The sequence below is a fragment of the Frigoribacterium sp. NBH87 genome, from assembly GCF_014217665.1.
Taxonomy (GTDB): Bacteria; Actinomycetota; Actinomycetes; order Actinomycetales; family Microbacteriaceae; genus Frigoribacterium; species Frigoribacterium endophyticum.
On the sequence record NZ_CP043650.1, the window covers coordinates 1477945 to 1502587 of the forward strand.

28 protein-coding genes are annotated in these 24643 nt (G+C 74.6%); 11 read left to right on the top strand and 17 right to left on the bottom strand.

Annotated elements, in window-relative coordinates; all coding sequences use genetic code 11:
- The first annotated feature begins 65 nt into the window (after positions 1–65).
- Positions 66–494, top strand: a complete 429-nt coding sequence (locus F1C15_RS06780; RefSeq protein WP_197981330.1) for a DUF202 domain-containing protein — start codon at positions 66–68, stop codon at positions 492–494.
- Positions 495–646: 152 nt separating this feature from the next.
- On the opposite strand, the gene F1C15_RS06785 is transcribed toward F1C15_RS06780, so the two are convergent.
- The 3 genes from F1C15_RS06785 to F1C15_RS16030 all read right to left on the bottom strand — a co-directional run bounded on the left by F1C15_RS06785 (position 647) and on the right by F1C15_RS16030 (position 2815).
- The gene (locus tag F1C15_RS06785; RefSeq protein ID WP_185233748.1) at positions 647–1165 is read right to left on the bottom strand and encodes a DinB family protein; all 519 of its coding nucleotides are present in this window, start codon (positions 1163–1165) and stop codon (positions 647–649) included.
- 253 nt (positions 1166–1418) lie between these two features.
- Positions 1419–1964 (bottom strand): MOSC domain-containing protein, encoded by a 546-nt coding sequence (locus F1C15_RS06790; protein WP_185233750.1) that lies wholly within the window; start codon positions 1962–1964, stop codon positions 1419–1421.
- Between the two features lie 50 nt (positions 1965–2014).
- Complete coding sequence (locus F1C15_RS16030) at positions 2015–2815, bottom strand: GNAT family N-acetyltransferase (RefSeq protein ID WP_219731577.1); 801 nt, start codon at positions 2813–2815, stop codon at positions 2015–2017.
- Between the two features lie 130 nt (positions 2816–2945).
- On the opposite strand from F1C15_RS16030, the gene F1C15_RS06800 reads away from it, so the two are divergent.
- Together F1C15_RS06800 and F1C15_RS06805 are read left to right on the top strand one after the other, a co-directional pair.
- The gene (locus F1C15_RS06800; protein ID WP_219731578.1) at positions 2946–4052 is read left to right on the top strand and encodes an XdhC family protein; all 1107 of its coding nucleotides are present in this window, start codon (positions 2946–2948) and stop codon (positions 4050–4052) included.
- Positions 4053–4170: 118 nt separating this feature from the next.
- Positions 4171–5346 carry an FAD-dependent oxidoreductase gene (locus F1C15_RS06805; protein ID WP_185233756.1) on the top strand — a complete coding sequence of 392 codons (1176 nt, stop codon included), beginning with the start codon at positions 4171–4173 and terminating at the stop codon, positions 5344–5346.
- Positions 5347–5390: 44 nt separating this feature from the next.
- Here the strand turns inward: F1C15_RS06805 and F1C15_RS06810 are convergent, their stop codons facing one another.
- A complete protein-coding gene (locus F1C15_RS06810) occupies positions 5391–5606 on the bottom strand; it encodes a hypothetical protein (RefSeq protein ID WP_185233758.1) in 216 nt (71 codons plus the stop codon).
- A 131-nt stretch (positions 5607–5737) separates the two neighbouring features.
- On the opposite strand from F1C15_RS06810, the gene F1C15_RS06815 reads away from it, so the two are divergent.
- The 4 genes from F1C15_RS06815 (at position 5738) to F1C15_RS06830 (ending at position 7517) form a co-directional block, all read left to right on the top strand.
- Complete coding sequence (locus F1C15_RS06815) at positions 5738–5911, top strand: antitoxin (protein ID WP_185233760.1); 174 nt, start codon at positions 5738–5740, stop codon at positions 5909–5911.
- Positions 5912–6041: 130 nt separating this feature from the next.
- Entirely contained in the window at positions 6042–6527 is a 486-nt protein-coding gene (locus F1C15_RS06820) for a MarR family winged helix-turn-helix transcriptional regulator (RefSeq protein WP_185233762.1), read from the top strand.
- A gap of 86 nt (positions 6528–6613) precedes the next feature.
- Entirely contained in the window at positions 6614–7054 is a 441-nt protein-coding gene (locus tag F1C15_RS06825) for an OsmC family peroxiredoxin (RefSeq protein ID WP_056057151.1), read from the top strand.
- A 223-nt stretch (positions 7055–7277) separates the two neighbouring features.
- Entirely contained in the window at positions 7278–7517 is a 240-nt protein-coding gene (locus tag F1C15_RS06830; RefSeq protein WP_056057152.1) for a hypothetical protein, read from the top strand.
- A 134-nt stretch (positions 7518–7651) separates the two neighbouring features.
- Here the strand turns inward: F1C15_RS06830 and F1C15_RS06835 are convergent, their stop codons facing one another.
- On the bottom strand, positions 7652–8401 hold the full coding sequence (locus F1C15_RS06835; protein WP_185233764.1) for an HAD family hydrolase: 750 nt from the start codon (positions 8399–8401) through the stop codon (positions 7652–7654).
- Positions 8402–8551: 150 nt separating this feature from the next.
- Here F1C15_RS06835 and F1C15_RS06840 point away from each other — a divergent pair, with 150 nt between their 5' ends.
- Positions 8552–9229, top strand: a complete 678-nt coding sequence (locus F1C15_RS06840) for an NADPH-dependent F420 reductase (protein WP_244634321.1) — start codon at positions 8552–8554, stop codon at positions 9227–9229.
- Between the two features lie 126 nt (positions 9230–9355).
- On the opposite strand, the gene F1C15_RS06845 is transcribed toward F1C15_RS06840, so the two are convergent.
- The 8 genes from F1C15_RS06845 to F1C15_RS06875 all read right to left on the bottom strand — a co-directional run bounded on the left by F1C15_RS06845 (position 9356) and on the right by F1C15_RS06875 (position 18132).
- Entirely contained in the window at positions 9356–11119 is a 1764-nt protein-coding gene (locus tag F1C15_RS06845; protein WP_255465529.1) for a hypothetical protein, read from the bottom strand.
- A gap of 33 nt (positions 11120–11152) precedes the next feature.
- Positions 11153–11443 carry a hypothetical protein gene (locus F1C15_RS16140; protein ID WP_255465530.1) on the bottom strand — a complete coding sequence of 97 codons (291 nt, stop codon included), beginning with the start codon at positions 11441–11443 and terminating at the stop codon, positions 11153–11155.
- A 62-nt stretch (positions 11444–11505) separates the two neighbouring features.
- Complete coding sequence (locus tag F1C15_RS06850; protein ID WP_185234141.1) at positions 11506–12519, bottom strand: glycosidase; 1014 nt, start codon at positions 12517–12519, stop codon at positions 11506–11508.
- A 129-nt stretch (positions 12520–12648) separates the two neighbouring features.
- On the bottom strand, positions 12649–13482 hold the full coding sequence (locus tag F1C15_RS06855) for a carbohydrate ABC transporter permease (protein WP_056057158.1): 834 nt from the start codon (positions 13480–13482) through the stop codon (positions 12649–12651).
- A 1-nt stretch (position 13483) separates the two neighbouring features.
- Positions 13484–14497: a carbohydrate ABC transporter permease gene (locus F1C15_RS06860; RefSeq protein WP_370543620.1), complete on the bottom strand. Its 1014-nt coding sequence runs from the start codon at positions 14495–14497 to the stop codon at positions 13484–13486.
- Between the two features lie 3 nt (positions 14498–14500).
- A complete protein-coding gene (locus F1C15_RS06865; protein WP_082514597.1) occupies positions 14501–15787 on the bottom strand; it encodes a sugar ABC transporter substrate-binding protein in 1287 nt (428 codons plus the stop codon).
- Positions 15788–15856: 69 nt separating this feature from the next.
- A complete protein-coding gene (locus F1C15_RS06870; protein ID WP_185233766.1) occupies positions 15857–16987 on the bottom strand; it encodes a hypothetical protein in 1131 nt (376 codons plus the stop codon).
- Positions 16988–17115: 128 nt separating this feature from the next.
- Entirely contained in the window at positions 17116–18132 is a 1017-nt protein-coding gene (locus F1C15_RS06875; RefSeq protein WP_185233767.1) for a LacI family DNA-binding transcriptional regulator, read from the bottom strand.
- A 173-nt stretch (positions 18133–18305) separates the two neighbouring features.
- On the opposite strand from F1C15_RS06875, the gene F1C15_RS06880 reads away from it, so the two are divergent.
- A complete protein-coding gene (locus F1C15_RS06880) occupies positions 18306–19610 on the top strand; it encodes an AI-2E family transporter (RefSeq protein ID WP_255465531.1) in 1305 nt (434 codons plus the stop codon).
- Here F1C15_RS06880 and F1C15_RS06885 read toward each other — a convergent pair.
- Together F1C15_RS06885 and F1C15_RS06890 are read right to left on the bottom strand one after the other, a co-directional pair.
- Positions 19607–19816 (bottom strand): hypothetical protein, encoded by a 210-nt coding sequence (locus tag F1C15_RS06885; protein WP_185233769.1) that lies wholly within the window; start codon positions 19814–19816, stop codon positions 19607–19609. The two genes, F1C15_RS06880 and F1C15_RS06885, sit on opposite strands and share 4 nt — an antisense overlap.
- Positions 19813–20187, bottom strand: coding sequence for a hypothetical protein (locus F1C15_RS06890; protein ID WP_185233771.1), 375 nt, complete (start codon positions 20185–20187; stop codon positions 19813–19815). The genes F1C15_RS06885 and F1C15_RS06890 overlap by 4 nt, the downstream gene beginning before the upstream one ends.
- A 137-nt stretch (positions 20188–20324) precedes the next feature.
- Here F1C15_RS06890 and F1C15_RS06895 point away from each other — a divergent pair, with 137 nt between their 5' ends.
- Both F1C15_RS06895 and F1C15_RS06900 read left to right on the top strand, forming a co-directional pair.
- Complete coding sequence (locus F1C15_RS06895) at positions 20325–20849, top strand: DUF6578 domain-containing protein (RefSeq protein ID WP_185233773.1); 525 nt, start codon at positions 20325–20327, stop codon at positions 20847–20849.
- 143 nt (positions 20850–20992) lie between these two features.
- Complete coding sequence (locus tag F1C15_RS06900) at positions 20993–21736, top strand: SDR family oxidoreductase (RefSeq protein ID WP_185233775.1); 744 nt, start codon at positions 20993–20995, stop codon at positions 21734–21736.
- 43 nt (positions 21737–21779) lie between these two features.
- Here F1C15_RS06900 and F1C15_RS06905 read toward each other — a convergent pair whose 3' ends face one another.
- Entirely contained in the window at positions 21780–23741 is a 1962-nt protein-coding gene (locus F1C15_RS06905; RefSeq protein WP_185233777.1) for a glycoside hydrolase family 127 protein, read from the bottom strand.
- A gap of 65 nt (positions 23742–23806) precedes the next feature.
- A complete protein-coding gene (locus F1C15_RS06910) occupies positions 23807–24568 on the bottom strand; it encodes a carbohydrate ABC transporter permease (RefSeq protein ID WP_167261346.1) in 762 nt (253 codons plus the stop codon).
- Between the last annotated feature and the right edge of the window lie 75 nt (positions 24569–24643).

Sequence of the window (24643 nt, forward strand, 5' to 3'; positions counted from 1 at the left end):
GGGGCGGCGGGGCTCACGCGCGCGGCGCCGCGCCGGTCGGCTGCGGGGCGCCGGTCCACTGCAACTTGCACGCGCGCGGCACCGCGCAGGTCGGCGGCGGCGTGAGCGAGGGAGGCGCGGGTCGCGTCGACCGCTCCGCCCGCCCGTTCGACCCCGGGCTCCAGCCCGAGCGCACCGCGCTCGCGTGGCGGCGGACGGCGCTCGCCCTCACGGTGGGGTCGCTCGTCGGGCTCCGCGTGCTGCCCCTGCTGCTCGGCGACGGCGCCGCGACGTACGCGGTCGCCGGGCTCGGGGTCGCGGCGTCGGTCGCGGTGCTCGTGGGAGCGCACCGGCGGTACCGGCGGGTGCACCGCCTCCTCACCTCCGGGGCGGACGACCGCGCCCCGATCGGCAGCGGGCTGTTGCCGGCGGCGGTCGCGCTGCTGACGTTCGCGGCGGGCGTCGCGGCGCTCGCGCTGGCGGTGGCCGGCGCCGCGGGGGCCGGGCAGGGCTGAGCCGCGGCGGCGGCGCACCGCTGCTGCGTGTCCGCGGGTCGGCGGGTCATCGCGACCCCGGGCGGCAGCCGGGAACGAGCCGGCGGGTCGCCGTCACTGCCGGCGGGTCAGCCAGCGCCCGCCCGCCCAGGACGACGCCGACCCGCCGCACCTCAGCGACGCACGTCGTGGAGGTGGTGCACCGGGTCGTGCACGAAGTAGCGCGCGAGCGACTCGACCGTGAAGGCCGAGCCGTCCGACCGGAGGCCGGTGCGACCGAGCTGCTCGTCGGCCACGGCCTCGAAGCGGGCGGCGACGACCTCGGCCACGGCGACCAGCTCGGCGGCGACCGCGGCCGGCTGCTGCTCGGAGTAGCGGTCGGCCACGGCGGTGGCGTCCTGGTCCCAGTTCGCGAAGGCGGGCGCCTCCTCGCGGAGCATCAGCGCGAGCCGCTCGTCGAACACCCGGAAGACGTCGCGCACGTGGGCGCCGTACTCGAGGGCGGACCAGGTGCGGTCGTCGGGGCGGACGGCCGCGTCGGCGGCCGCGAGCACCCCGGGCCACGCCGCCGCGTTCTCGCGGACGAGGCGGGGCACCTCGCGGAACTCCGTCGCCGGCCCGTCGTACCCGCAGTCGTTGCAGGTCTCGTCGAGCACCCAGGTCCAGTTCTTCGTGTCGGGGACGATCGCCATGTCGCGACGCTACCGACGCCCCGGGGAGGCGCGCCACCGACATCCTGCCGACCAGCGACGAGCGCCTGCCGCGGCCGCGCGAGCGAGGCTCGTTCGCCTCCTCCGGTGCCGCAATTCCCGACCATCTGCACCCGAGGGCACACCTGGTGCGGGAAAGATCACGTATTGCAGGCTCGGCGGTCGGCATTTGCAACCACCGGCACGCGAGCGGCGGCGGCGCGGGTCAGACGGGCTGGAGCGGCAGCGGCGCGGGTCAGACGGGCTGCAGCGGCAGCGGCTCGCCGGCGGGCAGCTCGACGACGACCTCGTCGCCAGCACGCACGGTGCCGCCGACGAGCACGACCGACATGACGCCGGCGCGGCGCTCGACCTGGCCGTCGGGGCCCCGGCCGACCATCTGCTTCAGGAGCCCCGGCTCGAAGCCCTCGATCTGCGTGCAGGGGTTGCGCAGCCCGGTCACCTCGACGACGGCCTCCGCCCCGAGCCGCAGACGGGTGCCGGTCGGCAGGCCGAGCAGGTCGACGCCCCGGGTGGTGACGTTCTCGCCCATCTCGCCGGGCGAGACGTCGAGGCCGGCCGAACGCGCCTCCTCGAGGACCTCCTCGTGCATCAGGTGCACCTGCCGCAGGTTCGGCTGGCTCGGGTCGCGCCGCACGCGCGACCGGTGCTGCACCGTCGTGCCGGAGTGCGCGTCGCCCTCCACGCCGAGCCCCGCCACGAGCGTGATCTCGTCGACCACCGGCTTGCTGAAGCGGTGGGCGGAGTCGCGGCTGACGGAGACGACGGAGGCGCGGGTCATGACCACATCCTGCCCCCGGTCGGCGGCGGGGTCACCCCCTCCGCCCGATCTCAGCGCACGGCGGGGGTGACGAGGATCACGACCGACGCCGTGGGCTCCCAGCCGAGCGACCGGTAGAGCAGGGCGCCGTCGACCGAGGCCACGAGCAGCCCCCGGGTCGCACCGCGTCGCCGGGACTCGGCGACGAGGGCGTGCACGACCGCCCCGCCGAGGCCGCGGCGGCGGTGCTCGTCGTCGGTCTCGACGCGGTCGAGCACGGCGGTGCCCGCGGGGGTGAGGGCCGCCCGGCCGGTCGCGGCGTCGTCCCCCTCGCCGGGGTGGCCCTCGCCGACCCAGGCGGTCGCCCGCAGGACGGGGGCGGGGGGCGCCCCGACCTCCTGCACGTCGAGCTCGTACGGCGCCGACACCTCGCGCACGGCCTGCTGGTCGAGGGCCATGCCCATCAGCGACTCCTCGGCGCTCCGCACCTCGAAGCCGGAGCTCCGACCGGCCGCCACGACGGCCTCGGGGTCGTGGCCGACCACGGTCACCCAGACGCGGTCGCCGAGACGCCCGACCTCGGCGGCCTCGGCGAGCACGGCGGCGAGCTGCTCCGTGCGCGCGGCGCGGGACGCGGCCGAGGAGGACGAGGTGGCCGAGGCAGCCGAGGAGGACGAGCCCGCTCCGGGGCCGCCGTCGAGCGGCACCACGAACTCGGCCCAGCGGTCGGGGTGCCCGAACGGCACGCGCCACGAGCCGTCGCGCTCGACGGCGACGACGCCGCGCGAGGCCGTCCAGCCCACGACCCAGTCGGCCACGACCTCGCGGAGGGGACGGGCAGAGGCGGGGGGCGGCACGGCGGGGTCGGTCACCCCCCGAGTCTGCCGCAGCCGGGCGCGGGCCCGCGGCAGGCCCGCGCCCGCAGCAGGCCCGGGCCCGGGCGCCGGGTACGATCGGCGGACCCGTCCGCGCGCCCCGCGCGCCCTCCCCCGAGGAGCCCCCGTGTTCGAGATCGCCGACCGCCTGCTCACCCGCCTCGACGCGGGCGAGCGCGTCGCGGTCGCGACCGCGGTCTCGGTCGTGGGCAGCGCGCCCCGCACGGTCGGCACCTCCATGGTCGTGACGGCCGACGGCACCGTGATCGGCAGCATCTCCGGCGGCTGCGTCGAGGGGGCCCTCTACGAGGCGTGCGAGCGGGTGCTCGCCGACGGCGTGCCCCTGCTCGAGTCGTTCGGCTTCAGCGACGAGGCCGGCTTCGAGGTCGGCCTCAGCTGCGGCGGCACCATCGAGGTCGTCGTGCAGCGGCTCTCCGCCGACGACGACGAGGTCGTCCGCCAGCTGCGGGAGGCGCGGGCCGGCCGCCCGGCGTCGCTCACGCGGGTCGTCGGCGCGGCCGCCACGGCCGACGGGCGCGACGCCGCCGACCGGGACACCACGGGCGACGCCGCCGCCACGCGAGGCACGGCCGGGCCGACCGGCACGGCCGGCACGGCCGGCACGGCCGGCACGGCCGGCACGGCCGGCCCGCGCCTCGGCGACGTCGTCGACCCGGCCGACCTCGACGCGTGCGCGGGGCTCCGCCTGGTGACCGAGCGCTCGGTGCCGGCCCCGCGACTCCTCGTGGTCGGGGCCGTGGAGTTCGCGGTCGCCCTCTGCGCCGCCGGCTCCGCCCTCGGCTACCGCGTCACCGTCTGCGACCCGCGGCCGGTCTTCCTGACCCCCGAGCGCTTCCCCTCGGCCGAGGAGGTCGTCGTCGCCTGGCCGCCGACCTGGCTCGCGAGCACCGAGGTCGACGAGCGCACCGTCGTCGCCGTGCTCTCGCACGACGACCGGTTCGACGCCGAGCTGGTCGCGGCGGCGCTCGCCTCCCCCGCCGCGTACGTCGGCGCGATGGGGTCGCGCGGCACGCACGAGCGGCGCGTCCGCCAGCTGCGCGCCCTCGACGTCGACGAGGAGTCGCTGGCCCGCCTGCACTCCCCCATCGGGCTCGACCTCGGGGCGAGCACCCCGGAGGAGACGGCGATCTCGGTGCTCGCCGAGGTGCTCGCGGTGCGCTCGGGAGCGACGGGCGTGCGGCTGCGCGACCGCTCCGACCCCATCCACCGCTGACGGGCGCCCCGTCGCCGTCGCCGACGCCGACGAACCGACCACCGACTGATCAACGAACCACCTCGTGACGTGGTTCGTCGATCAGTCGGTGGTTCGGGGGCCCCGCTACCCTCGCAGGATGACCGAGCCGAGCCCCGTCGAGAGCACCGCCGCGCAGCCCGCCTGGGACCACGTCGTCGTCGGGGCCGGCGTCGTCGGCGCCGCGACGGCCCGGGCCCTGGCCCGGTCGGGCGCCCGCGTGCTCGTGGTCGAGCGGTTCGCGCGCGGCCACGAGGCCGGCTCGTCGCACGGCGCGACCCGGATCTTCCGCCGCGGCTACACGGCCGACGACTACGTCGCGATGACCGGTGCCGCCCTCGCCGAGTGGCGCGAGCTGGAGCGCGAGACGGGCCGCGACCTGCTCGACCTCACCGGCGCCGTCGACCACGGCGACCCCGCCGTGCTCGACGCGATCCAGGCCGCGTTCGAGCGCGCCGGCGTCGTGCACGAGCGTCTGTCGCCCGCCGAGGCCGAGGCCCGCTGGCCGGGGCTCCGCATCGACACGAGCGCACTCGTCCACGCCGAGGCCGGCCGCCTGCGCTCCGCCGACGCCATCGAGGCGATGCTCGACTCCGCGGTCGCGCACGGCGCCGAGCTCCGCTTCGAGACCCGCCTGCGCGACCTCGACCTGACCGACGAGGGGGCGGTGCTCCGCCTCGAGGGCGCAGGAGGCGCCTCCTCGGTGGTCCGCGTCGCCAGCGTCGTGCTCGCGGTCGGCTCGTGGGCCCACGACCTCGTCGCCGAGCACGCCGCCGCGGCGGGCACCCCGCTGCCCCCGGTGCGCGTGACGCAGGAGCAGCCGGCGCACTTCGCCTCCGCCCTGCCCGACGAGGCGTGGCCGAGCTTCGTGCACTACCCCTCCGACCCGGCCCTGCGCTCCGTGGTGAGCAGCGTCTACGGGCTGCTGACGCCGGGCGAGGGCGTCAAGGTCGGCACCCACGGCACCGGCCGCGAGGTGCACCCCGACGAGCGCGACTTCGCGCCGACCGCTGAGGGCACGGCGGTGCTGCGCGAGTACGTCGCGCGGTGGGTGCCCGGCGTCGACGTCGACAGCCTCGTGCCGATCAGCTGCCTGTACGACACGACCCCGACCGAGGACTTCGTGCTCGACCGGGTCGGCGCGGCGACCGTCGCGACCGGGTTCGCGGGGCACGGCTTCAAGTTCGGGCCCCTGCTCGGCACGCTGCTGGCGGGCGTCGCTACGGGCACGCCGGCCCCCGACAGGTTCCGGCTCGGGGCGGTCGCGGCGAGCTGAGGCGCCGGGCCGCCCCGCGCGGGCAGTCGGGCGAGCGGCTCAGCTCAGCCCTGCGCCTGGCTCTCGCCGCCGCCCGGGCGCACCTTCGCGGTGTCGGCGACGTCGATGCGCGTGACGCCGTCGGGGCGCTCCTCGGTCGTGATGCGCGGAGCCGCGTCCGTCTCGTCCGACTTCGGCGCCCGGGTGAGCTGGTCGTGGCGCTTCTCGTCGGCGGTCATCCCCGTGCTGTCGGCGTCGTCGTGCTCGCTGTCGTGGCTCATGCTGCGACGCTACGCGACCCGGTCGCCGCGCGGCCGGGGTACACCCTGGGACGACGCCCGGGCGGGCCGGGCGCAGGCTGGGGTCGACCGCGGGGAACGCCGCGGCGCCACCGACGCAGAAGGAGAACACCATGGCAGGCATCGCCGACAAGGCCGGAGACTTCCTGAACAGCGACAAGGGCGAGAAGGTCTCGGACGCCGGGGTCGACAAGGCCGGCGACGCGGCCGACAAGGCCACCGGCGGCGGCCACTCGGAGCAGATCGACAAGGCCACCGACGCTGCGGACGAGAAGGTCGGCGACTGATCCACGCCGTCCGTCACGAGACCCGTCGCCCCGCATCGCGGGGCGACGGGTCTCGTCGTCTCGGCCCTCGCACTGCTTTACGTTGCGTTGCGTCCAACCGAGTTGTGCGCGATGTGGTAGCGTCACGACCATGACGACGACGAGCGCGACCCCGGTGGCGGAGGCGACCACCGCCTCCCCGGCGACCGCTCCCCTGCTCGACGAGCAGATCTGCTTCGCCCTCTACGCAGCGTCGCGCGCCCTCACCGCCCGGTACCGCGAGCTGCTCGAGCCGCTCGGCCTGACCTACCCGCAGTACCTCGTCATGCTCGTGCTCTGGGAGCAGGGCCCGACCGGCGTCTCCGCCCTCGGCGAGCGCCTGCACCTCGACTCGGGCACCCTCTCGCCGCTGCTCCGCCGCCTCGACGCCCAGGGCCTCGTGACCCGGGCGCGCGGCGGTCGCGACGAGCGCGCCGTGACGGTGTCGCTGACCGCGGCGGGCGATGACCTGCGCGGCCTGGCCGCGCGCATCCCCGAGAGCATCTGCGCCGCGACGGGGCTCCGGCCCGCCGACATCGCCGACCTGACCGAGACCCTCGGCACGGTGGCCGACAGCGTGCGCGCGGCGTCCTCGTAGACCGCCCCGCGACTCCTCGGCCCTTAGCCCCCTGACTCCTCCGACCACCCGCGACACCCGACCCACACCGACGAAAGAGAGACAGCATGCCCACTCGCACCGCTCGCACCGCCTGGAACGGAAGCCTCGAGACCGGCGAGGGCCAGGTCGAGATGACCAGCTCCGGCGTCGGCACGTACGACGTGTCGTTCCCGAAGCGCGCCGCTGACGAGGCGAACGGCTCGACCAGCCCTGAGGAGCTGCTCGCCGCGGCCCACTCCGCCTGCTACGCCATGCAGTTCAGCGCCGTGCTCGGCGCGGCCGGCGGCACGGTCGAGGCGCTCGACGTCAAGGCCGACGTCACGCTCGGCCCGGACTCGGCCGGCGGGTTCCGCCTCACGGGCATCGCCCTCACCGTCCGCGGCGAGGTCTCCGGCATCGACGAGGCCGCCTTCCAGGCCGCCGCGCAGGACGCCAAGGAGACCTGCCCGGTCAGCAAGGCCCTCACCGGCGTCGAGATCACGCTCGACGCGACCTTCGAGGGCTAGGCAGCCGCACCGCCTCCCTCACGGGCGCCCCGTCACGCAGGTCGTGGCGGGGCGCCCGTGCGTGGTGGGCGCGAGCACGGTGCCGGCACCGCCCCGGCACAGTGTCGGCACCGCGCCGGCACCGCCCCGGCACCCGGACTGGGGACGCCGCCGCACCCAACCCGGCGCGGCCGCGCCCCGAAGACTCCTCGACCGCCCGCCCCGACGACACCAGGAGGACACGATGACCCCGCGCGACTCCTCCCTCGACCGCCCCGCCCGCTGCGCCGAGTGCGGCGGCCCGGCCCGTCTCGTGCGGAACCCGTTCTTCGGCTCGGGGCTGTCGGTGCACCCCGAGCTGCTGACCTGCACCTCGTGCCGGTCGGTCACCTTCGTGCCCGCGCCGCCGCGGCGGGCCTGCACGCCGCCGGCCGGCCGACGCCGCGGCCTCCGTCGCGTCGCGCGCTGGTTCTGCCGCCGCTGACGCGCCGCCGCCGAGCCGAGCTGAGACACACCACGTCCTCGCCGGCGAACCACGCCGCGGCCTGGCTCGGGTGCGACGACGTGGTTCGTCGCCGTCCGACCGCCGCGTCGGCGCTCAGGCGCCGAGCCGCCCGATCAGGCGCCGAGCCGCCCGATCACGCTGTCGTCGAGGCCGCGCAGCAGAGCGGCCACGTCGTCGACGACCTCGGCCGCGCCGGCCTCGGTGAGCTCGCTGCGCGACATGCCGCCGGTCAGCACGCCGACGCAGGCGACGCCGGCCCGACCGGCCGCCTCGACGTCCCACACCGCGTCGCCGACCATGACGGCGTGGTCGGCGTCGACCCCGGCCTCGTCGAGCGCGGCCTGGACGATGCCGGGGTCGGGCTTGGCCGTCTCGGCGTCCTCCGACGAGGTGACGGCCCAGAGGGCGCCCTCGACGTCGAGCAGGGGGCGCAGCACCTCGAGCTCCTCCTCGGGGGCGCTGGTCGCGAGCACGACGCGGTGCCCGCGGCGGCCGATCTCGGCGAGCAGCTCGGGCACCTGGTCGAAGACGTGCAGGTCGGTGTCGCCGTGGGGCAGGTAGTGCGCGGAGTGGCGCTCCTTCGCCTCCTCGCCCCGCGCCTCCGCGACGTCGTCGCCGAGGAGCGAGCTGAGCAGGAGCGAGCTGTCCTTCCCGATCGCGCGGTGGACCCGCCAGCTGTCGACGGGGTGCCCGATGTCGGCGAAGGCCTTCGACCAGGCGTCGACGTGCGCGTAGTTCGAGTCGACGAGCGTGCCGTCGATGTCGAAGAGGACGGCGGTCGTCGGGGCGTCGGACCCGGCGGAGTCGCGGGTCGGGTCGGAGGAGGAGGAGGCCTGGTCGGAGGCGCGGGTCGAGTCGGTCATGCCCCCAGCCTGCGCCTGCAGACCGTGCACCGTTCGGGGCTGGACACGCGCCTCCCGCGTCCTGTCGGGACGGGCGACGCGGCTGGGCGCCGCCTCCGAGGTGGCTGGGAGCGGGAACACGCGACCGCCCGACGGGCGTTGGCTGACGACATGACCACATACGGAATCATCGGAGCAGGCAACATCGGCAGCCAGGTCGCCCGGGCCCTCATCGCCCAGGGGCACGACGTCGTCATCAGCAACTCGCGCGGGCCCGAGACCCTCGGCGACCTCGTCGCCGACCTGGGCGAGAAGGCGCGCGCCGCGACGTCCGAGGAGGCGGCGGAGGCCGGCGAGGTCGTCGTCGTCACGGTGCCGCTGAAGAACTACGAGCAGGTGCCCGTGGCCCCGCTCGCCGGCAAGGTCGTCATCGACACGAACAACTACTACTTCGAGCGCGACGGGCAGATCCCCGCCCTCGACAACGGCCTCGACACCGTGTCGGGCATGCTGCAGCGCCACCTGCCCGAGAGCAAGGTCGCCAAGGGCTTCAACCACATCATGGCGAAGGACATCACGACCGACGGCAAGCCCGCGGGCGACCCCGACCGTCGTGCGCTCGCCACCTCGAGCGACTTCGAGGAGGCCGCCGAGCTCGTGCAGCGCCTCTACGACGAGGTCGGCTTCGACACCGTCAACGTCGGCCCGCTGAGCGAGAGCTGGCGCGTCGAGCGCGACCAGCCCGCCTACGTCGTCTCGCAGACCCGCTCGGAGCTCGTCGAGAACCTCGCGAAGGCCACCCGCGCCACCGCGACCGCCGAGCCGGCGCCGCACCCCTCCGAGGCGTAGCCCCCTCGCCCCGCCCGGCGTGAGCCGAGCGGTGCGGCCGGCACCACGCGTCGAGCCCCGGCCCGGACGCCGCACCCTGACCACAGGGCGCGGCGACCCGTCCGGGGCTCTCTCGTTCCCGCCGGCCTAGCGCGTCACGACGACGAACCCGCCGGTCTTGACGAGCACCACGCTGCGGCCCGACACGGCCTTCTCCGACACGAGCCGGCCGCGCGAGTCGTAGCTCGACACCGTCGACCGGGTGCCGGATGCCCCGACCGTCGCCGGCAGCGGCAGCCGCGACGTCGACGACACCAGGTCGGTCGCCCGCCCGCCGGCCCCGGTCAGCGACAGCCGCTGCACGAGCGGCCGCACGATCAGCGCATCGATCGTCACGGGCTGCGAGCCCCGGGCGGTCACGGTGACCGCGGTGGCGCCCGGCCCGACCGGCACGGGCAGCGTCTGCGGCAGCAGGGCCCCGGAGGCGCCGGTCACGCCCTGCGCGCCGACCCGCGTCGACAGCGTGCCGAGCGGCACCTTCCCGGCACGCCAGACCGAGGTCGAGACGACTCCCTCGGCACCGAGCAGCACGGGCTCGACGCGGCGGAGCCCCGACCCGGCGGGCACCGTGATGGTCGCGGTCTGCCCGGGCCGGAGCGTGAGCGCCGAGCCACCGCTGAGCTGCGACTCCCCCGTCCACGCGGACTCGGGCGTGACGACCGTTCCCGTGGTCGCCGTGGCGGCCTCGGCCTCGACCGTCGTGAGGCCGTCTCGGGCGGCGACCGTCGCCGACGCCTGCGCGAGCGCCGACACGTCGGGCGCACCGTCGAGCGCGATCATCGAGAGCAGGCCGTGGATGGTGCTCTCGGCCCCGCTGTTGCGGTTGACGCTGCCGTCGGCCTGCACGCCGTCGTTCGTCACGCCCGTCGCCCGGTCGTAGACCGGCTGCCCGGAGCGGTTCGTGCCGAAGTACCAGCTGGCGGCCACCGCGGCGACCTCCCGGAACCCGGCGCCGCCCGAGGCGTCGGCCACGGCGAGCGCCGACTGCAGGCGCGCGTCGGCGCCGTAGGCGATCTGCGTCTGGTCGACCGGCGTCGGGTACCAGGCGTTGTCGGGGCCGCTCGCGGTCAGCAGGGTCGTGGTGAACGACGCCGTGTCGACGACGGCGGGCGCGAGCAGGTCGGCACGGCCGAGCACGGTCGAGGCCCGCGCGAGCGCGGCCGGCATCTGCGACGCCCACGAGTGCCACATCGACCGCGAGTTCGTCCAGGGCAGCACGGCCCCGTAGGGCCAGGTCTGCGGGTCGCCGGAGGCCATGCGGGCCACGCTCTCGGCGAGCTGCGTCGTGGCCGTCCGCACGACGGCGTCGTCGGGGGCCGCGGCGACGTACGCGCCCAGGCCGAGCACCGCCTCCGCCGTCGCGTCCGCGCCGTCGACGATCAGCCAGGCGGGCACCTGCACGCCGTCGGCGACGTCGTACTGCCCGTACCGCGAGAGGGTGTCGCGCTGCAGCGCCGCGACACCGAGCTGGAGGCGCTGCTGCAGGAAGGCCGCGAACTCCGGGTCGTCGTCGCGGAAGGCCGCGAAGCCCTCGCCGAACGCCCAGAGGCTGCGGGCCAGCCAGTAGCTGTTGCCGCTGTCGGACGGGTCGGGCAGCTCGACCGGCACCGGGCTGCGGTTGAAGGTGCCGTCGGGCTGCATCCACAGCACGACGTTGCCCGCGGCCGGGCCGGTGGTGGTCTGGAAGTACGCGGTCGCGCGCAGCAGCTCGTACGCCTTCTCACGGCTCGCCTCCGCCCCGGTCAGCTGCCAGTCGCGCAGGTAGACGACGGCCGCCCGCGAGACGTCGTCGGAGTTGTACGCGCCCTGGCCCCAGTACCCGGTGGCCGGGTCGAGCGGCCCGCCGCCCACGCGGGCGAAGGCGCCGCCGTCGCGGGCGTCGGCCTACGTCCACGGCAGGGTCAGCGTCGGCTCGGAGTCGAGCCGGTAGGAGGTGTGGCCCTCCTCGGGCGCCGGCGTCGCCTGGTCGAGGAGGAAGTCGAGGTGGGCGAGGTTCGTCAGCGGAGCCGGGGCTGCCGCGGGCGCGCCGGCCGCCGGGGTGGGAGCCGCCGGAGCCGCAGGGGCAGGAGCCGCCGGAGGCGCGGCGGAGGCGGGCAGCGCCCCCGTCACCCCCAGCGCGAGGGCTGTCGTGGCGGCCAGGGCGAGCCCGGCCCATCGTGCGGTGCGTGCGGTCATCGTCGACCGCCTCCTTCTGTCTCGTCGTGCGGAGTGGTGGGGGTCGTGCGGGGTGGTGGGGGTCAGGCGTGGTCGAGGCGGGCGACGCCGATCTTGGAGTCGGCCATGCCGTAGAAGACCCACGGCACCCCGTCGACCTCCTCGATCGCGGTCGGGAAGACGACGTTCGGCACGATGCCGGCGCGCTCGTCGTCGGTCTCGGCCTCGAGCAGCGGCTCGGCCGAGCGGGCGAGCACCCGGGAGGGGTCGTCGGCGTCGAGGATCATCCCGCCCGCGGCGTAGTTGACGTTCTGCTGCTGCGCGAAGGCGTCCTCGATGACGCCGGTGACGCCGTGGTGCAGCAGCAGCCAGCCCTCGGGCACGCGGCGCGGGGGCGGGCCGCCGCCGATCTTGAGCTCCTCGAACGGGGCCGCGGGCCCGGCGACCGGCCGGTGCTGCCCCCAGCGGGCGAGGGCGCGCAGGTCGCGCTCGACGGCCTCGACCGGCACGTAGCTGATCCAGATCGAGTGGCGACCGTCGGTCACCCCCGCCGGCAGCGGGCTGCCCTCCCCCGGCACGGTGGCGCCGATGTGCCACATCGGCCGGTGCAGCACGGCGAAGCTGCGCACCCCGTCGGGCGCCGTCACCGCCTCGGGGAAGAACGTCGTGTCCTTGTTGTGGAAGAGGCCGAGGTCGGTGTCGAGCTCGTCGACGTAGTCGAACGTCACGGGCCCGAGCCGGCGCCACTCACGCAGGTCGTCGCTGACGGCGACGGCGGTGCGGGGGCCGAGCGGCCCGTACGCGACGTAGGTCATGACGTGCAGGCCGAGCTCGTCGACCCGGGTGACGCGGGGGTCCTCGACGCCCGAGTGCGTCGCCCCGCGCTCCCAGCCGCGGTCGGGGGCGAGCACGACGCCCTGGCGCTCGACGCCGACGGGCACGCCGTCGTCGACGAGCACGCGGGCGAGGCCGACGCGCGAGACGTTGCCGTCGGCCACGAGCCGCGGCAGCAGGTACAGCTCGCCGTCGGGCCCGCGGCCCGAGCCGGGGTTGAGTACTCCCTCGGCCTCGAGGGGGTCGCCCGGGTCGGGGGTCATGACGACCCCGGCCCGGGTCAGCCGGTAGGGGAAGGCGCCCGGCGCGACGGCGGTGGCGGAGCCGCCCGAGGGGCCGGTGGAGGCGGTGGAGGCGGTGGTGGGGGATGCGGTGGTCACGGGGATCTCCTGTCAGCCCTTCACGCTCGAGCCGACGTCGGTCGAGATGAAGTAGCGCTGGAACACGATGAACAGCACGACCACGGGCGCCGCGAGCACGACGGCCCCGGCCAGGGTCGCGCCGAAGGGGTTGGCGGCGGTCGCGGCGACGTTCGAGATGTAGTTCGCCAGCGAGACCGCGAGCGGCTGCATCGATGCCTCCTTCGTGATGAGGAACGGCCAGAGGAACTCGTTCCACGGCCCGATGAAGGTGAGCAGCAGCGCCGTGACGAGGGCCGGCCGCACGAGCGGCAGTGCGATGTTCCACAGCAGCCGGAACTCGCCGGTGCCGTCGATGCGGGCCGCCTCGAACAGCTCGCGCGGCAGCTGGAGGAAGTACTGCCGGAAGATGATGACCGCCGTCGAGTTGATGGCGAACGGCAGGATCATGCCCAGGTAGCTGTCGCTGAGGCCGTAGTTGCGGGCGATCAGCACGTAGAGCGGGATGACCAGCAGCTGGAACGGCACGACCTGCACGAGCAGCGCCAGCGCGAACGTCACCCCGCGCCCCCGCCACTGCAGCACGGCCAGCGCGTAGCCGACGAGCACGCCGAAGACGACCGTGCAGACCAGCACGCCCCCGGTGAAGATGCCCGAGTTCACCAGCCCGGTCAGCAGACCGATGCGGCTGTCGATGGCGGCGTAGTTCGCGCCCGTCAGGTTCGACGGGTGCGGGAAGGCCCCGGCGACGGTGGGGTCGGGCTTCGTCTGCAGCGAGCCGATCACCATGTAGTAGAAGGGGAAGAGGAACGCGAGCGCCCCCACGGCGAGGACGACGCCCCGCAGCACGACCTGGAACCTCGACATGTCAGTCCTCCTTCCCGCCGGCGAAGCGGTTCTGCAGCAGCGCGATCACGAGCACGAGCACGACGAGCACGACGCCGATGGCGGCCGCCTGGTCGGGGTTCCCCTGCTCGATGCCCTTCTGGTACATCAGCAGGACGGGCGAGGTCGACGCGCCGTTCGGCCCGCCTCCCCCGGTCAGCAGGTAGGGCTCGGTGAACAGGTTCGCGCCCGTCACGGTCGAGACGAGCAGCACGAGCACCGTCGCGGGCCGGACGCCCGGCACGGTCACCGTGAAGAACGACCTGACCACGCCGGCGCCGTCGCTCGACGCCGCCTCGTAGAGCTCCTTCGGCACGTTCTGCAGCGCCGCGAGGTAGAGCAGGATGTAGAACCCGAGCTGCTTCCAGGTGACGAACAGCGCGATCGAGGGCATCGCCCAGGCCGAGTTGATGAGCCACGACGGCGACGGCGCCAGCGGCCCGAGCACCTGGTTCACGAGCCCGTTGCCGTTGAAGAGGAAGAGCCACACCGCGACGACCGCGACGCTCGCGGTGAGGTACGGCACGTAGTAGGCCACCCGCAAGAAGCCCTTGAACCGCACGACCTTGTTGAGCGCCGTCGCGAGCACGATGCTCAGCACGACCGTGAGCGGCACGTTGATGACCAGGAACACGCCGACGTTGCCGAACGACCGCAGCACGGCCGGGTCGGTGAACGCGGTGACGAAGTTCTGCAGCCCGACGAACGGGCGCTCGACCTGGGCGCCGGGGGCCGTGAAGAAGTAGTCGTGGAAGGCGATGTACACCGCGTAGCCGAGCGGGTACGCGAAGACCGCGAGCACGAAGACCAGGTACGGCGCGCTGAAGAGCAGGCCGAGGGGGTTCTTGCCGAGCGGGCCGCCGCGACGGCGACGCACGGGGCCGCGACCGCCCGACCGGGCCCCGCCGGGGCGGGGGCGACCCGAGGAGGCGCGGGGCGCCTCCTCGGAGCCGCCGCCGGCCGCCGGCGTGGCCGGCTCGGCGCTGAGGGTCGACACGGCCTAGCCCTGGGCCGCGAGCTCGTCGACCTTCGTGGCCGCGTCGCCGAGGGCCTGGTCGACGTCGCCCTCGCCGAAGATGACGCTCTTCGACCAGGCGTCGCGGAGGGCCTGCAGCTCGGCGACGGTGTTCGGGCCGGACGGCACCTCGATGGTGCGGGCCGCCTGGTCGCCGAAGAGCGCGTAGGCGGGGTTGGCCTCGAAATAGTCGGCGTACGTCGTCGCGAGGTCGGTGCGGATCGGCATCTGGCCGGTCGTCTCGAGCAGCGCGCGGTCCTGCTCCTCGCTCGTGGAGAACTTCAGGAACTCCCACGCGGTGCCCTGGTTCTCGCACGCCGTGTACATGCCGACGTTCTTCGCGTCGCTGAAGGTGTACGTCTCGTCGGCGGGCGTGCCGTCCTCGGTCGGCACGGGCACGGCGCCCCAGTTCACGTCGGAGTAGACGTTCACGGCCCACGGCCCGACGATCGACATCGCCGCCTCGCCGTCGGCGAACGAGTCGCCGGTGTACTGCTCCTGGCCGGCGAGGCCCTGGTCGTAGAGGTCGCGCCAGAACCCGGCGACGGTCTCGCCCTCGTCGTCAGCGAAGGTGGCCTTGCCGTCCTCGACGAGGCCGGTGCCGCCGGTCGCCGCGGCGTAGAGCGGCATGAAGTCGAACTGCGTCTGGAAGAACTCGCTGGTCGGCGCCGGGTGGATCGCGTAGTCGGAGACGCCCGCGTCGACGAGCGTCTTGCTCGTGGCCAGGAAGTCGTCGTAGGTCGAGAGCGCGGGGGCCTCGGCGTCGAGGCCGGCCTGCGTGAAGAGGTCCTTGTTGTAGAAGATCATCACGGGGTTCGACTTCCAGGGCAGCTGGTAGTACTTCCCGTCGGCGTCCTGGTACTGCTCGGCGAGGTCGCCGCTGCGCTCCTCGACGTAGTCGGCGCCGTCGTCGAAGCTCGACAGGTCGACGAGCCCGCCCTGCTTCTGGAACTGGCCGACGGCGCTGGGGGCCGTGTTGTAGACGAGGCAGGGTGCGTTGCCGGCCGTGATGGCGGCGCCGATGACCTCTTCGCTCGACTTGCCGGCGGGGATCTCCTGCCCCTTCACCTGCTCGTCGGGGTGGTCGGCGTTCCAGGCCTCGACGGCGGCCTTGCCCCAGGCGACCTCCGACTCGTTGTTCGAGTACCAGATCGTGATCGGGCCCTTCGCGGTGAGGGCGTCGCCGCCTCCCCCGCCGCCGCCGGAGCAGGCGGTCAGGCCGAGGCCGGCGAGCAGGACGGTGGCGCCGATGAGTGTGGTGCGTCGTTGCACGGTGTTCTCCTTGATCGGGTGGTGCGCTGTGAGGGGGTGCCGCCACCGGCGAGCCGGCGCGGGCGGAGGTCAGGAGGCGCGGGTCGGGCCCGCCGCCTCGCGGTAGACGAAGAGCTCGCGGCGGCCGGGAGGCGCGTCCCAGCCCTGTGCGAAGGTCCAGCGGCCGTCGACCCGGCTGAGCCCGCCCCAGCTGAGCGAGCCGCCCGGCGTGAGGGCGAGCTGCTCGAACGGGCGAGCGACGTCGTAGAGGGCCTGGCTCGCGGCGAAACGTCCGTCCACGTCGTGGAAGACGTCGAGCACGAGGTGCCCGTCGCCGGTGACGATCGCCGCGGCGACCTCGTGCAGGTGGCCGCCGACGCTCGACAGGTCGAGGTAGTCGACCGGCTCGAAGGCCCAGGTGCGCATGTCGTCGGAGCGGCCGACGTGCAGCACGCCGTCGAAGCCCTCGCTGACGAACATCAGGTACTCCCCGCCGAGGCGGACGGCCTCGCCGTGCTCGTCGCGGGGCACCACGGCGCCCTTCGCCCAGAGCCTCGTCTGCTCGGGCGGGGCGATCGGGCCGAGGCGCTGCCAGGTCACGAGGTCGTCGCTGACGGCGAGCATCATCTCGCAGCCGACCGCCCCGACGGGGTAGCCCGTGCTCGGGAACGCGGCCCGCGCCTCCTCGGTGATCGGGTGGACGCCGTTGTAGAACAGCCACCAGCGGCCCTCGGCGCGGTACACCTTCGGGTCCTCGGTGCCGAGCAGCTCGAGGTCGTCGGTCGGGCGGACGACCGGGTTGGCCGGGTCGTCGACCCACGAGGCGCCCGGGGCCGTGAGGTCGAGGGTCGCGTGGCCGATGCGGCTGCCGAGGCTCTCCTTGACGGGCGACGCCCGGTAGAAGAGGTGCAGCGTGCCGTCGTGCTCGACCATCGAGGGGTTGTAGAGCGACGAGCTCGTCCAGCCGATGCCGTCGGGGTCGCTCCACTGGCCCTCGAGCGTGAAGGTCAGGGCGGGGTCGGGCTCGAACGGGCCGACGGTCCAGTCGGGGCGGTCGGGGCCGTAGGCCGCCGGGCCGGAGAAGGTCAGCTGCGCGAGGGCGCCGGTCTGCTCGTTCTCGTGCACCAGGGCGTCGTCGAGCACGGCGCGGAGGGCGTCGGGCGTGAGCGGCTCGAGGCGACGGGCTGCGTCGGTGCTGGTGTTGCTGCTGGCGGGGGTCATGGGGCTCCGACTTCGTCGTCGTGGCGGTCTGGCTGGCGTGGCTGACGGTTACCGAAACGTTTCGGTAGACAGGAAGCTAACACGGCGGGGCACCGAGCGGAAGGGGCTCGGCCGACGAGGCGCCGGGCTCAGCGCGCGGCGGGGGCGGTGGAGTCGCGGACGAGCAGGCGGGCCGGCGCCACCGAGGCGTCGGGCCCGGCCTGGCCCTCGACGGCCGCGAGCAGCAGCCGGGCGGCCTCGGCCCCGATCAGCCGGGGCGTCGTCGTGAGGGTCGTCAGCGCGGGGCGCACGTACGAGCCGAGCTCGATGCCGTCGAACCCGGCGACGCTGACGTCGTCGGGCACGCGCACGCCGAGCCGGTCGGCCTCGGCCATGAAGCCGATGGCGGCGAGGTCGTTCGCGCAGAAGACCGCGGTGGGCCGCTCCGGGCGCGACAGGAGGTCCGCCGCGGCCCGACGCCCGCCGTCGTAGGTGAAGTCGGCCTCGACGACGACGCCGGGGTCGTGGCCGGCGGCGACCAGCGACTCCTGCCAGGCCTCGACGCGGTGGACGGCGTGCACGAAGCGGGCGGGCCCGGCGACGTGCGCGAAGCGGCGGTGCCCCAGCCCGACGAGGTGGTCGACGAGCTCGCGCACGCCCGCGGCGACGTCCTGCCGGACCGCCGGCAGGGGGAAGCCGGGGGCGGGGTTGACGCCGACGGCGGGCAGGCCGAGCTGCTGCACGAGCGGCACGCGCGGGTCGTCGACGACGAGCTCGTTGAGGAAGACCCCGTCGACACGGCGCCCGGCGGCGAGGCGGCGGTAGCGGTCGAGGGTCTCGTCGGCCGCGGAGCCCATCTGCAGGATGAGCGCCCAGCCGCGGGGGTCGAGCACCGACTCGAGGCCGCCGATGAAGCTGCCGAAGAACGGGTCGCTCTCGAGGACGAACGGGTCGCGGTGCACGACGAGGCCGACGGTGAACGCGCGCCCGGAGCTGAGCGAGCGGCCGCGCACGTTCGGCACGAAGCCGAGGTCGGCGGCGGCCTGCTTGATGCGCGCCCGGGTCTGGTCGGAGACCCCGGGCCGGTCGTTGAGGGCGCTCGACACCGAGCTGATGGCGACCCCGGCGCGGGCGGCGACCTCGACGATGGTGACCCGCTGGGTCATGTCGCGCCTCCTCGCCTCGCCCGTGACGGCTCCGCCGCGGCGAGCGCCGCGGACCGGGACGATGCTACGGCAGGCGTCACGGCACCTCGCGGAGTGGCCGTTCAGCGCGCGTGCACGCGCGGGTCTGCGGACTCACAGCCGTTCCATCGGATCCCGCCAAGAGACTGCACGACATGCACCTTCCCTGGCACCGCGGGCGCGCGGACGACGACGCGGCCACCTCGACGGGCACCGCCGACCTCGACATGTCGGGCGCGCCTCCCCAGGCCCCTGCCGCGACGGTCGCGCCGGAGGCGCGGGTCGCCTCCGCGGGCGCGGTCGTGCCGGAGGCGGCGGTCGCCTCCGCAGGCGCGGTCGCGCCGCCTGCCCCCTCGCCCCCGGCCGCCTCGGCCGTCCCGCCCGCGATGCAGCTCGCGGGGGCCTGGGGCTGGCGGTTGCTCGTCGTCGCCGGCTGCCTCGCCGTCGCGGGCTGGCTGATCGCGACCCTCGAGGAGATCGTGGTGCCGCTGCTCATCGCGATCCTCATCTGCGCCCTGCTGCAGCCGGTGGTGCGCCTGCTGACGCGCCGCCGCCTCCCCCACTGGCTCGCTATCGTCATCGCGCTGCTGGGCCTCGTCGTCGTGGTCGGCGGCCTGCTCGTGCTCGTCGTCACGCAGGTGCGGGCCGGCGCGGACGACCTGACGGCGAAGGGGGTGGCGTCGTACGACGCGCTGCGGGAGTTCCTCCGCACCTCGCCGCTGCAGCTCACCGACCGGGAGTTCGACCAGTACGTCGGCCAGGCCGGGCAGGCACTGCAGGACGCGAGCCAGCAGATCCTCAGCGGGGTCGCGGCCCTCGGCTCGGCGGCCGGGCACGTGCTGGCGGGCGGGCTGCTGACGCTGTTCGCGACGATCTTCCTGCTGATCGACGGCCGCGGGGTCTGGCACTGGGTCGTGAGGCTCTTCCCGCGCGCGGCGCGGCCGGCCGTCGACGGCGCGGGCCTCGCCGGGTGGCAGACGCTCGCGTCGTTCGTGCGGGTGCAGGTGGTCGTGGCCGCGGCGAACGCGGTGGGCATCGGGCTGTTCGCGGCGTTCCTCGGGCTGCCGCTGGCCATCCCGATCGCGATCCTCGTCTTCCTCGCGTCGTTCATCCCCGTCATCGGCGCGATCGTGACCGGGGCCCTCGCCGTGCTGCTCGCGCTCGTCGTCGCGGGCCCGGTGCAGGCGCTCGTGATGCTCGGCGGGGTGCTGCTCGTGCACCTGCTCGAGGCGCACGTGCTGCAGCCGCTGGTGATGGGAGGCGCGGTGCGGGTGCACCCGCTCGCCGTCGTCTTCGCGGTGGCGGCGGGGTCGCTCGTCGCGGGCATCCCCGGCGCGCTGTTCGCCGTGCCGACGGCGGCGACGGTGAACGTCATGGTGAAGCACGTCTCCTCGGGGCGGTGGCGGGCGGCGGTCGAGGGGCCGGCGCTGCCCGACGGCACGCCCGCGAAGGGCGCCTAGCGGCGGGCGGGCCCCCGGGCCGGCCAGGGGTCGACGGAGCGCGAGCCCGCACGGGAGCGCTGCTCGGAGCGGAGCAGCCAGCGGCCGAGGCGGCCCCGGAGGGTCGCCTTCTGCGCGGCGTCGCGCGCCCACCGTTCGTCGATCATGTCGACGATGGCCCGGAACTCCGCGAGCACCGCAGAACGAGCTGCGTCGTCGTCGGTCATGGCTCTTCTCCCGCCTCAGGGTCGCGACGACCCTCCTCGTCACCGAGGTCGAGCCGCGCGATCTCGATTCCGATCACACGTGCTATCGCTTCATCCTCCCGGGTCACCCAGGGCGACGCAAGGAGGACGCACATCATCGCCGCACCAGCACGCTGCTGGTCGGTGCTGCGCCCCAGGCACCTCTCCAGGGTCCACGACCACCTCGTCCACCACTGCTCACGCACGGTCGCGGCGTCGAGGCGGCGTCGTGACCGGCGAGCGTCGGCCACGGTCGCCCCGACGCTGACGACGGAGACGACCGCGGAGACGCAGGCCGCGAGGAACACGGCGGCGGCGCCCGGCGGCCAGGCGGCGAGGTCGAGGAACGGCATGGCTCCGGGCTGACCCACCTCCAGGGGCGGACGGAGACGACACGGCTCCGCCTGTGGACGGCGGGACCTGTGGACATGGAGGGAGCTCGAGGGCCAGGGCCGACCCGTGCGGCTCGTCGGCGTGCTTCGCTGGGCGGATGCGCATCGGAGTGTTCGTCTCGAGCTGGGAGCAGGACTGCTGCGGCACGGCGGCCGGCATCGGCGACGAGGTGACGTGGGAGCTGACCTGGGGCCGCGAGTGGATCGAGGCGTCGTACGGCCCGGAGGAGGCGGCCGGCGTCGACTTCGCCGAGACACACCACGGCGGGGACGATGCGCCCCGGGTCGCCGTGGCCGGGCGGATCCTCTCCGTCGACGCCGTCCGACAGCGCTTCCACCGACCGGACCCCGGGGGCCCGTGGACGAACGTCGTCGGCGAGTCGACCAGCGTCGCCGTCGAGCGCCTCCCCGGCCACGGCGAGGACGAGGACGAGGCCGGGGCAGCGGTCGCGGTCTCGGTCGCTCTCTCGGACGAGAACGACGCCTCTCGACCGTTCGGGCCAGGCTTCATCCTGCGGTCAGCGGGGCCCGACGCCCTCGACCTCGCCGGGCAGAGCGGCGTCGCCGGGTGGAGGGTCCGCCTCGACGTCGACGACGGCACCGCCCTGCCGGACGCTCGCTGACGGGCCCTGGCCGACGACGCGGACCAGGCACGGCCCGGACGACGACCGTCGGCGTACTCTCGAGCAGACGACGACACGCGTCGCGCAACTGCGGCGGTCGTCGTGACGTGCAGGACCTACATCGACGGCAAGGGAGCCACGACATGGAACGACTGACAGACAAGATCGCCCTCATCAGCGGAGGCGCGCGGGGCATGGGCGCCTCGCACGCCCGAGTGATCGTGGCGGAGGGGGGCAGGGTCGTCGTGGGCGACCTGCTCGACGTCGAGGGCCGAGCCCTCGCGGAGGAGCTGGGCGACGCGGCCCGCTACGTCCACCTCGACGTCACCTCGGAGGCGGACTGGGCCGCGGCGGTGTCGACGGCCGTCGACGAGTTCGGCGGGCTGAACGTGCTCGTCAACAACGCGGGCATCGTCAACTTCGGCCGACTCGGCACGTACACGCTCGACCAGTGGAACCTCATCCTGAGCATCAACGTGACGGGGGCCTTCCTCGGCATCACGGCCGCCCGCGACGCACTCGTGGCGTCGGCACCCTCCTCGATCGTCAACATCTCGTCGACGGCGGGCCTGCAGGGCACCACGGCGCTGCACGGCTACGTCGCGTCGAAGTTCGCGATCCGTGGCCTGACGAAGTCGGTCGCGCTCGAGCTCGGTGCGGAGAACGTGCGCTCGAACTCGGTGCACCCGGGCGTCATCCGCACGCCGATGACCGACGGCCTCGAGCTCGGCGACCAGCTCGGCGCCCTGCACCGCATCGGCGAGCCGGCCGAGGTGTCGAACCTCGTCGTCTACCTCGCCAGCGACGAGTCGAGCTTCCAGACCGGAGCGGAGTTCGTCATCGACGGCGGCGAGCTCGCCGGCGAGAGCGACAGCGTCAGCGAGTGACCCACCCGGGGCCGCGTCGACACGGCGCGGCCCTGGCCCGGCCTCAGCCCCGCCCCTCCCCCACTGGCAGCCACACGCGCATCGTCGACGGCCCGCGGTTGCCCCACGAGGCGTAGGGCACGAGGTCGACGCGGCCGAGCTGCTCGACCGTCGCCGCGACGGACTGGCCGTACGGCCAGGGCGCCGGCCGGGTCCAGCTGCGGGTCAGCGCCACCCGGGCGCCGGTCGGCGTCGTGACGGGGGCGACCCGGGTGTCGACGAGGACGTCGGCGACGCTGCCCGAGGGCAGGTCGACCGACTCGAGCGCCAGCACCAGGGGCCCCCGCTGCACGGCCACCTGGCCGCGCACCGCGTCGATCCGCGGGTCGGGGTGCACCCAGGAGGCGCGGGTCGGCAGGTCGAGGACGACCACGTCGCCCGCCGCGAACGCCTGCCGCACGACCACCGTCGAGGTCGCGTGCCGACTGACCTCGCCGTCGGGCGCGACCAGCGTGACGGCCGCGCCCTCCGTCCACGAGGGCACCCGGAGCGTCAGCTCGACCTCGCGGTCGGTGGCCTCCCGCCAGGTCACCTCGACGCGGCCGTCGAACGGGTACCCGCTCGCGACCGAGAGGGCGACGGCCGTGCCGTCGGGCAGCTCGACGTCGACGTCGTAGCTGCCGTACTGGTGCAGCTGCACGCCGTCGTCGGTGCGGGTCGCGAAGTACTGCTCCACGCTCGCCAGCGTCCGCGCGACGTTCGTCGGGCAGCACGACACCTCGAACCAGGGTGCGCGGAGGCTCGACAGCGCACGGGCGTTGACCTCGAGCTCGTCGGGCACCGTGCCCTCGGTGCGCTGGTGCAGCGTGTTCGTGTAGAAGAACGCGCGCCCGTCCTCGCGCGGCGACGCCAGCACGACGTTGAGCAGCGTGCGCTCGATCAGGTCGGCGTACCGGGCGTCCCCGTCGGCCAGCAGCAGCCGCCACGACAGCATCGTGGAGGCGATGCCGGCACAGGTCTCGGAGTACGCGCGGTCGGGCGGAAGCTCGTGGTCGGCACCGAACGCCTCGTCCTGGTGGTGGGAGCCCATGCCGCCGGTCACGTACGTGCGGTGCGCGACCGTCGCCTCCCACTGTCGGCGGACGGCGTCGGCCAGCTCGTCGTCGCGGGTCTCGACGGCGACGTCGAGGGCTCCCGCGGCGAGGTACAGCGCACGCACGGCGTGGCCGCGCAGCACGTCGGCCTCGCGCACGGGCCGGTCGTCCTGGAAGTACTCGGCGCCGTACTCGATCTCGGCGAGCAGGCCCCGGCCGCGACGGTCGACGAAGAGCCGGGCGAGCTCGACCCAGCGGGGCTCGTCGAGCGCGCGACCGAGCTCGGCCAGGGCCACCTCGATCTCGGGGTGACCGCAGATCGCGACCCGCCCCCCCGGCCCGAACTCGCGCCACAGGTGCTCGGCCAGACGGCGACCGACCTCGACGAGGCGGGGGCCGGTGCCCGTCCGCTCCGCGGCGACGACGGCCTGCAGGAGGTGGCCCATGGAGTACAGCTCGTGGCCCCACTCGAGGTCGCTCCACCGGGCGCGCTGCCAGGGGCGGCCGAAGCTGGTGTGCAGGTAGCCGTCGTCGTCCTGCGCGCCCGAGACGCGCTCGACGAGGTCGTCGTAGCGGCGCTGCAGGTCGGGGTCGTGCTGACGGCCGAGCTCCCACGCCATGCCCTCGAGCAGCTTGTAGACCTCGCTGTCGACGAACTCGATGCCGGAGTGCTGCCACTCCACGTCGACCTGGTCACGGCCCGCGGCGGCGAGGTCGAAGTTGCGGATCCAGCCGATGCGCTCCATCCAGTCCTCACAGTGCCGCAGCACGACGTCGGCGTTGAGCTGCTGCTTCTCGGCCCAGAACCCGCCGGTCAGGCGCACCTGGGTCGCGTCGAGGGGGGTCAGCGTCGACGTGCGGGGGTCGACGGGCCCGGCGAACCGGCGCCGGTCGCCCGCGAGCGTGGTGGGGCGGGGGGAGGTGGTGGTCACGGTGGTGCTCCTGGTCTCGGGGGGTACGGCGACGGGCTGCGCGGCGAGGGGCCGGGTGGTCACGGTCAGTCCTTGACGGCGCCGGCGGTGACGCCGGCGGCGACGTAGCGCTGGGCGACGACCAGCAGCACCGTCGCGGGGATCGAGGCGACGACCGCGGTCGCCATGATCGAGTTCCACTCCTGGTTGTTGTTGCCGATGTAGCGGTAGATGCCGAGGGTGATGGTCTGCGCGTCGCCGCCGCTGTTGAGGGTCGACGAGAAGACGAAGTCCGACCAGGCCCAGAGGAACGCGAAGAGACCGACGGTCACGGCCGAGTTGCGGCTGACCGGCAGCACGATCGAGACGAAGGTGCGCCAGGTGCCGGCCCCGTCGAGCTTCGCGGCCGAGAGGAGCTCGTCGGGGATGCCCTGCATGAACGCGGTGAAGATCAGCACGCCGAAGGGCACCGCGAGGGTCGAGTCGGCGATGACGAGGCCCCACCACTCGTTGAGGATCCCGAGGTTGAGGTAGATGGCGTAGAAGCCCATCGCCATGATCACCTGCGGGATCATCTGCGCGACGATCATCACGAAGCTCAGGGCTCCGCCGCCGACGGGCCGCAGCTTGGCGAGCGAGTAGGCCGCGGGGGCCGACAGCGCGATCGTCACCACGACGGTGCCGAGCCCGACGAGCAGGCTCGTGCCGAGGTACGGCAGCTGCTCGCTGACGACGGCGCGGTAGCCGTCGAGGGTCGGCTGCGCCGGGAACCACGACGGCGGGCTCTGACGCATCTGCGCCGTCGGCGTCAGCGAGACGTTGATCATCCAGTAGATCGGGAACAGCATCACGGCGGTCAGCGCGACGCCGACGACGGTGGTGCCGAGGCTGCGCCGGCCGAGGCGCCTCGAGGAGGCGCGGCG

Bases quoted from the DNA above. Each gene is read 5' to 3' on its own strand.
- F1C15_RS06890 (WP_185233771.1), bottom strand. From the start codon at position 20,187: ATGCCGTTCCTCGACCTCGCCGCCTGGCCGCCGGGCGCCGCCGCCGTG.
- F1C15_RS06840 (WP_244634321.1), top strand. From the start codon at position 8,552: ATGACCACATACGGAATCATCGGAGCAGGCAACATCGGCAGCCAGGTC.
- F1C15_RS06850 (WP_185234141.1), bottom strand. From the start codon at position 12,519: ATGACCCCCGACCCGGGCGACCCCCTCGAGGCCGAGGGAGTACTCAAC.
- F1C15_RS06870 (WP_185233766.1), bottom strand. From the start codon at position 16,987: ATGACCCCCGCCAGCAGCAACACCAGCACCGACGCAGCCCGTCGCCTC.
- F1C15_RS06815 (WP_185233760.1), top strand. From the start codon at position 5,738: ATGGCAGGCATCGCCGACAAGGCCGGAGACTTCCTGAACAGCGACAAG.
- F1C15_RS06835 (WP_185233764.1), bottom strand. From the start codon at position 8,401: ATGACCGACTCGACCCGCGCCTCCGACCAGGCCTCCTCCTCCTCCGAC.
- F1C15_RS06895 (WP_185233773.1), top strand. From the start codon at position 20,325: ATGCGCATCGGAGTGTTCGTCTCGAGCTGGGAGCAGGACTGCTGCGGC.
- F1C15_RS06810 (WP_185233758.1), bottom strand. From the start codon at position 5,606: ATGAGCCACGACAGCGAGCACGACGACGCCGACAGCACGGGGATGACC.
- F1C15_RS06785 (WP_185233748.1), bottom strand. From the start codon at position 1,165: ATGGCGATCGTCCCCGACACGAAGAACTGGACCTGGGTGCTCGACGAG.
- F1C15_RS06885 (WP_185233769.1), bottom strand. From the start codon at position 19,816: ATGACCGACGACGACGCAGCTCGTTCTGCGGTGCTCGCGGAGTTCCGG.
- F1C15_RS06830 (WP_056057152.1), top strand. From the start codon at position 7,278: ATGACCCCGCGCGACTCCTCCCTCGACCGCCCCGCCCGCTGCGCCGAG.
- F1C15_RS06855 (WP_056057158.1), bottom strand. From the start codon at position 13,482: ATGTCGAGGTTCCAGGTCGTGCTGCGGGGCGTCGTCCTCGCCGTGGGG.
- F1C15_RS06900 (WP_185233775.1), top strand. From the start codon at position 20,993: ATGGAACGACTGACAGACAAGATCGCCCTCATCAGCGGAGGCGCGCGG.
- F1C15_RS06825 (WP_056057151.1), top strand. From the start codon at position 6,614: ATGCCCACTCGCACCGCTCGCACCGCCTGGAACGGAAGCCTCGAGACC.
- F1C15_RS06805 (WP_185233756.1), top strand. From the start codon at position 4,171: ATGACCGAGCCGAGCCCCGTCGAGAGCACCGCCGCGCAGCCCGCCTGG.
- F1C15_RS16140 (WP_255465530.1), bottom strand. From the start codon at position 11,443: ATGACCGCACGCACCGCACGATGGGCCGGGCTCGCCCTGGCCGCCACG.
- F1C15_RS06790 (WP_185233750.1), bottom strand. From the start codon at position 1,964: ATGACCCGCGCCTCCGTCGTCTCCGTCAGCCGCGACTCCGCCCACCGC.
- F1C15_RS06820 (WP_185233762.1), top strand. From the start codon at position 6,042: ATGACGACGACGAGCGCGACCCCGGTGGCGGAGGCGACCACCGCCTCC.
- F1C15_RS06875 (WP_185233767.1), bottom strand. From the start codon at position 18,132: ATGACCCAGCGGGTCACCATCGTCGAGGTCGCCGCCCGCGCCGGGGTC.
- F1C15_RS06910 (WP_167261346.1), bottom strand. From the start codon at position 24,568: ATGCTGTTCCCGATCTACTGGATGATCAACGTCTCGCTGACGCCGACG.
- F1C15_RS06880 (WP_255465531.1), top strand. From the start codon at position 18,306: ATGCACCTTCCCTGGCACCGCGGGCGCGCGGACGACGACGCGGCCACC.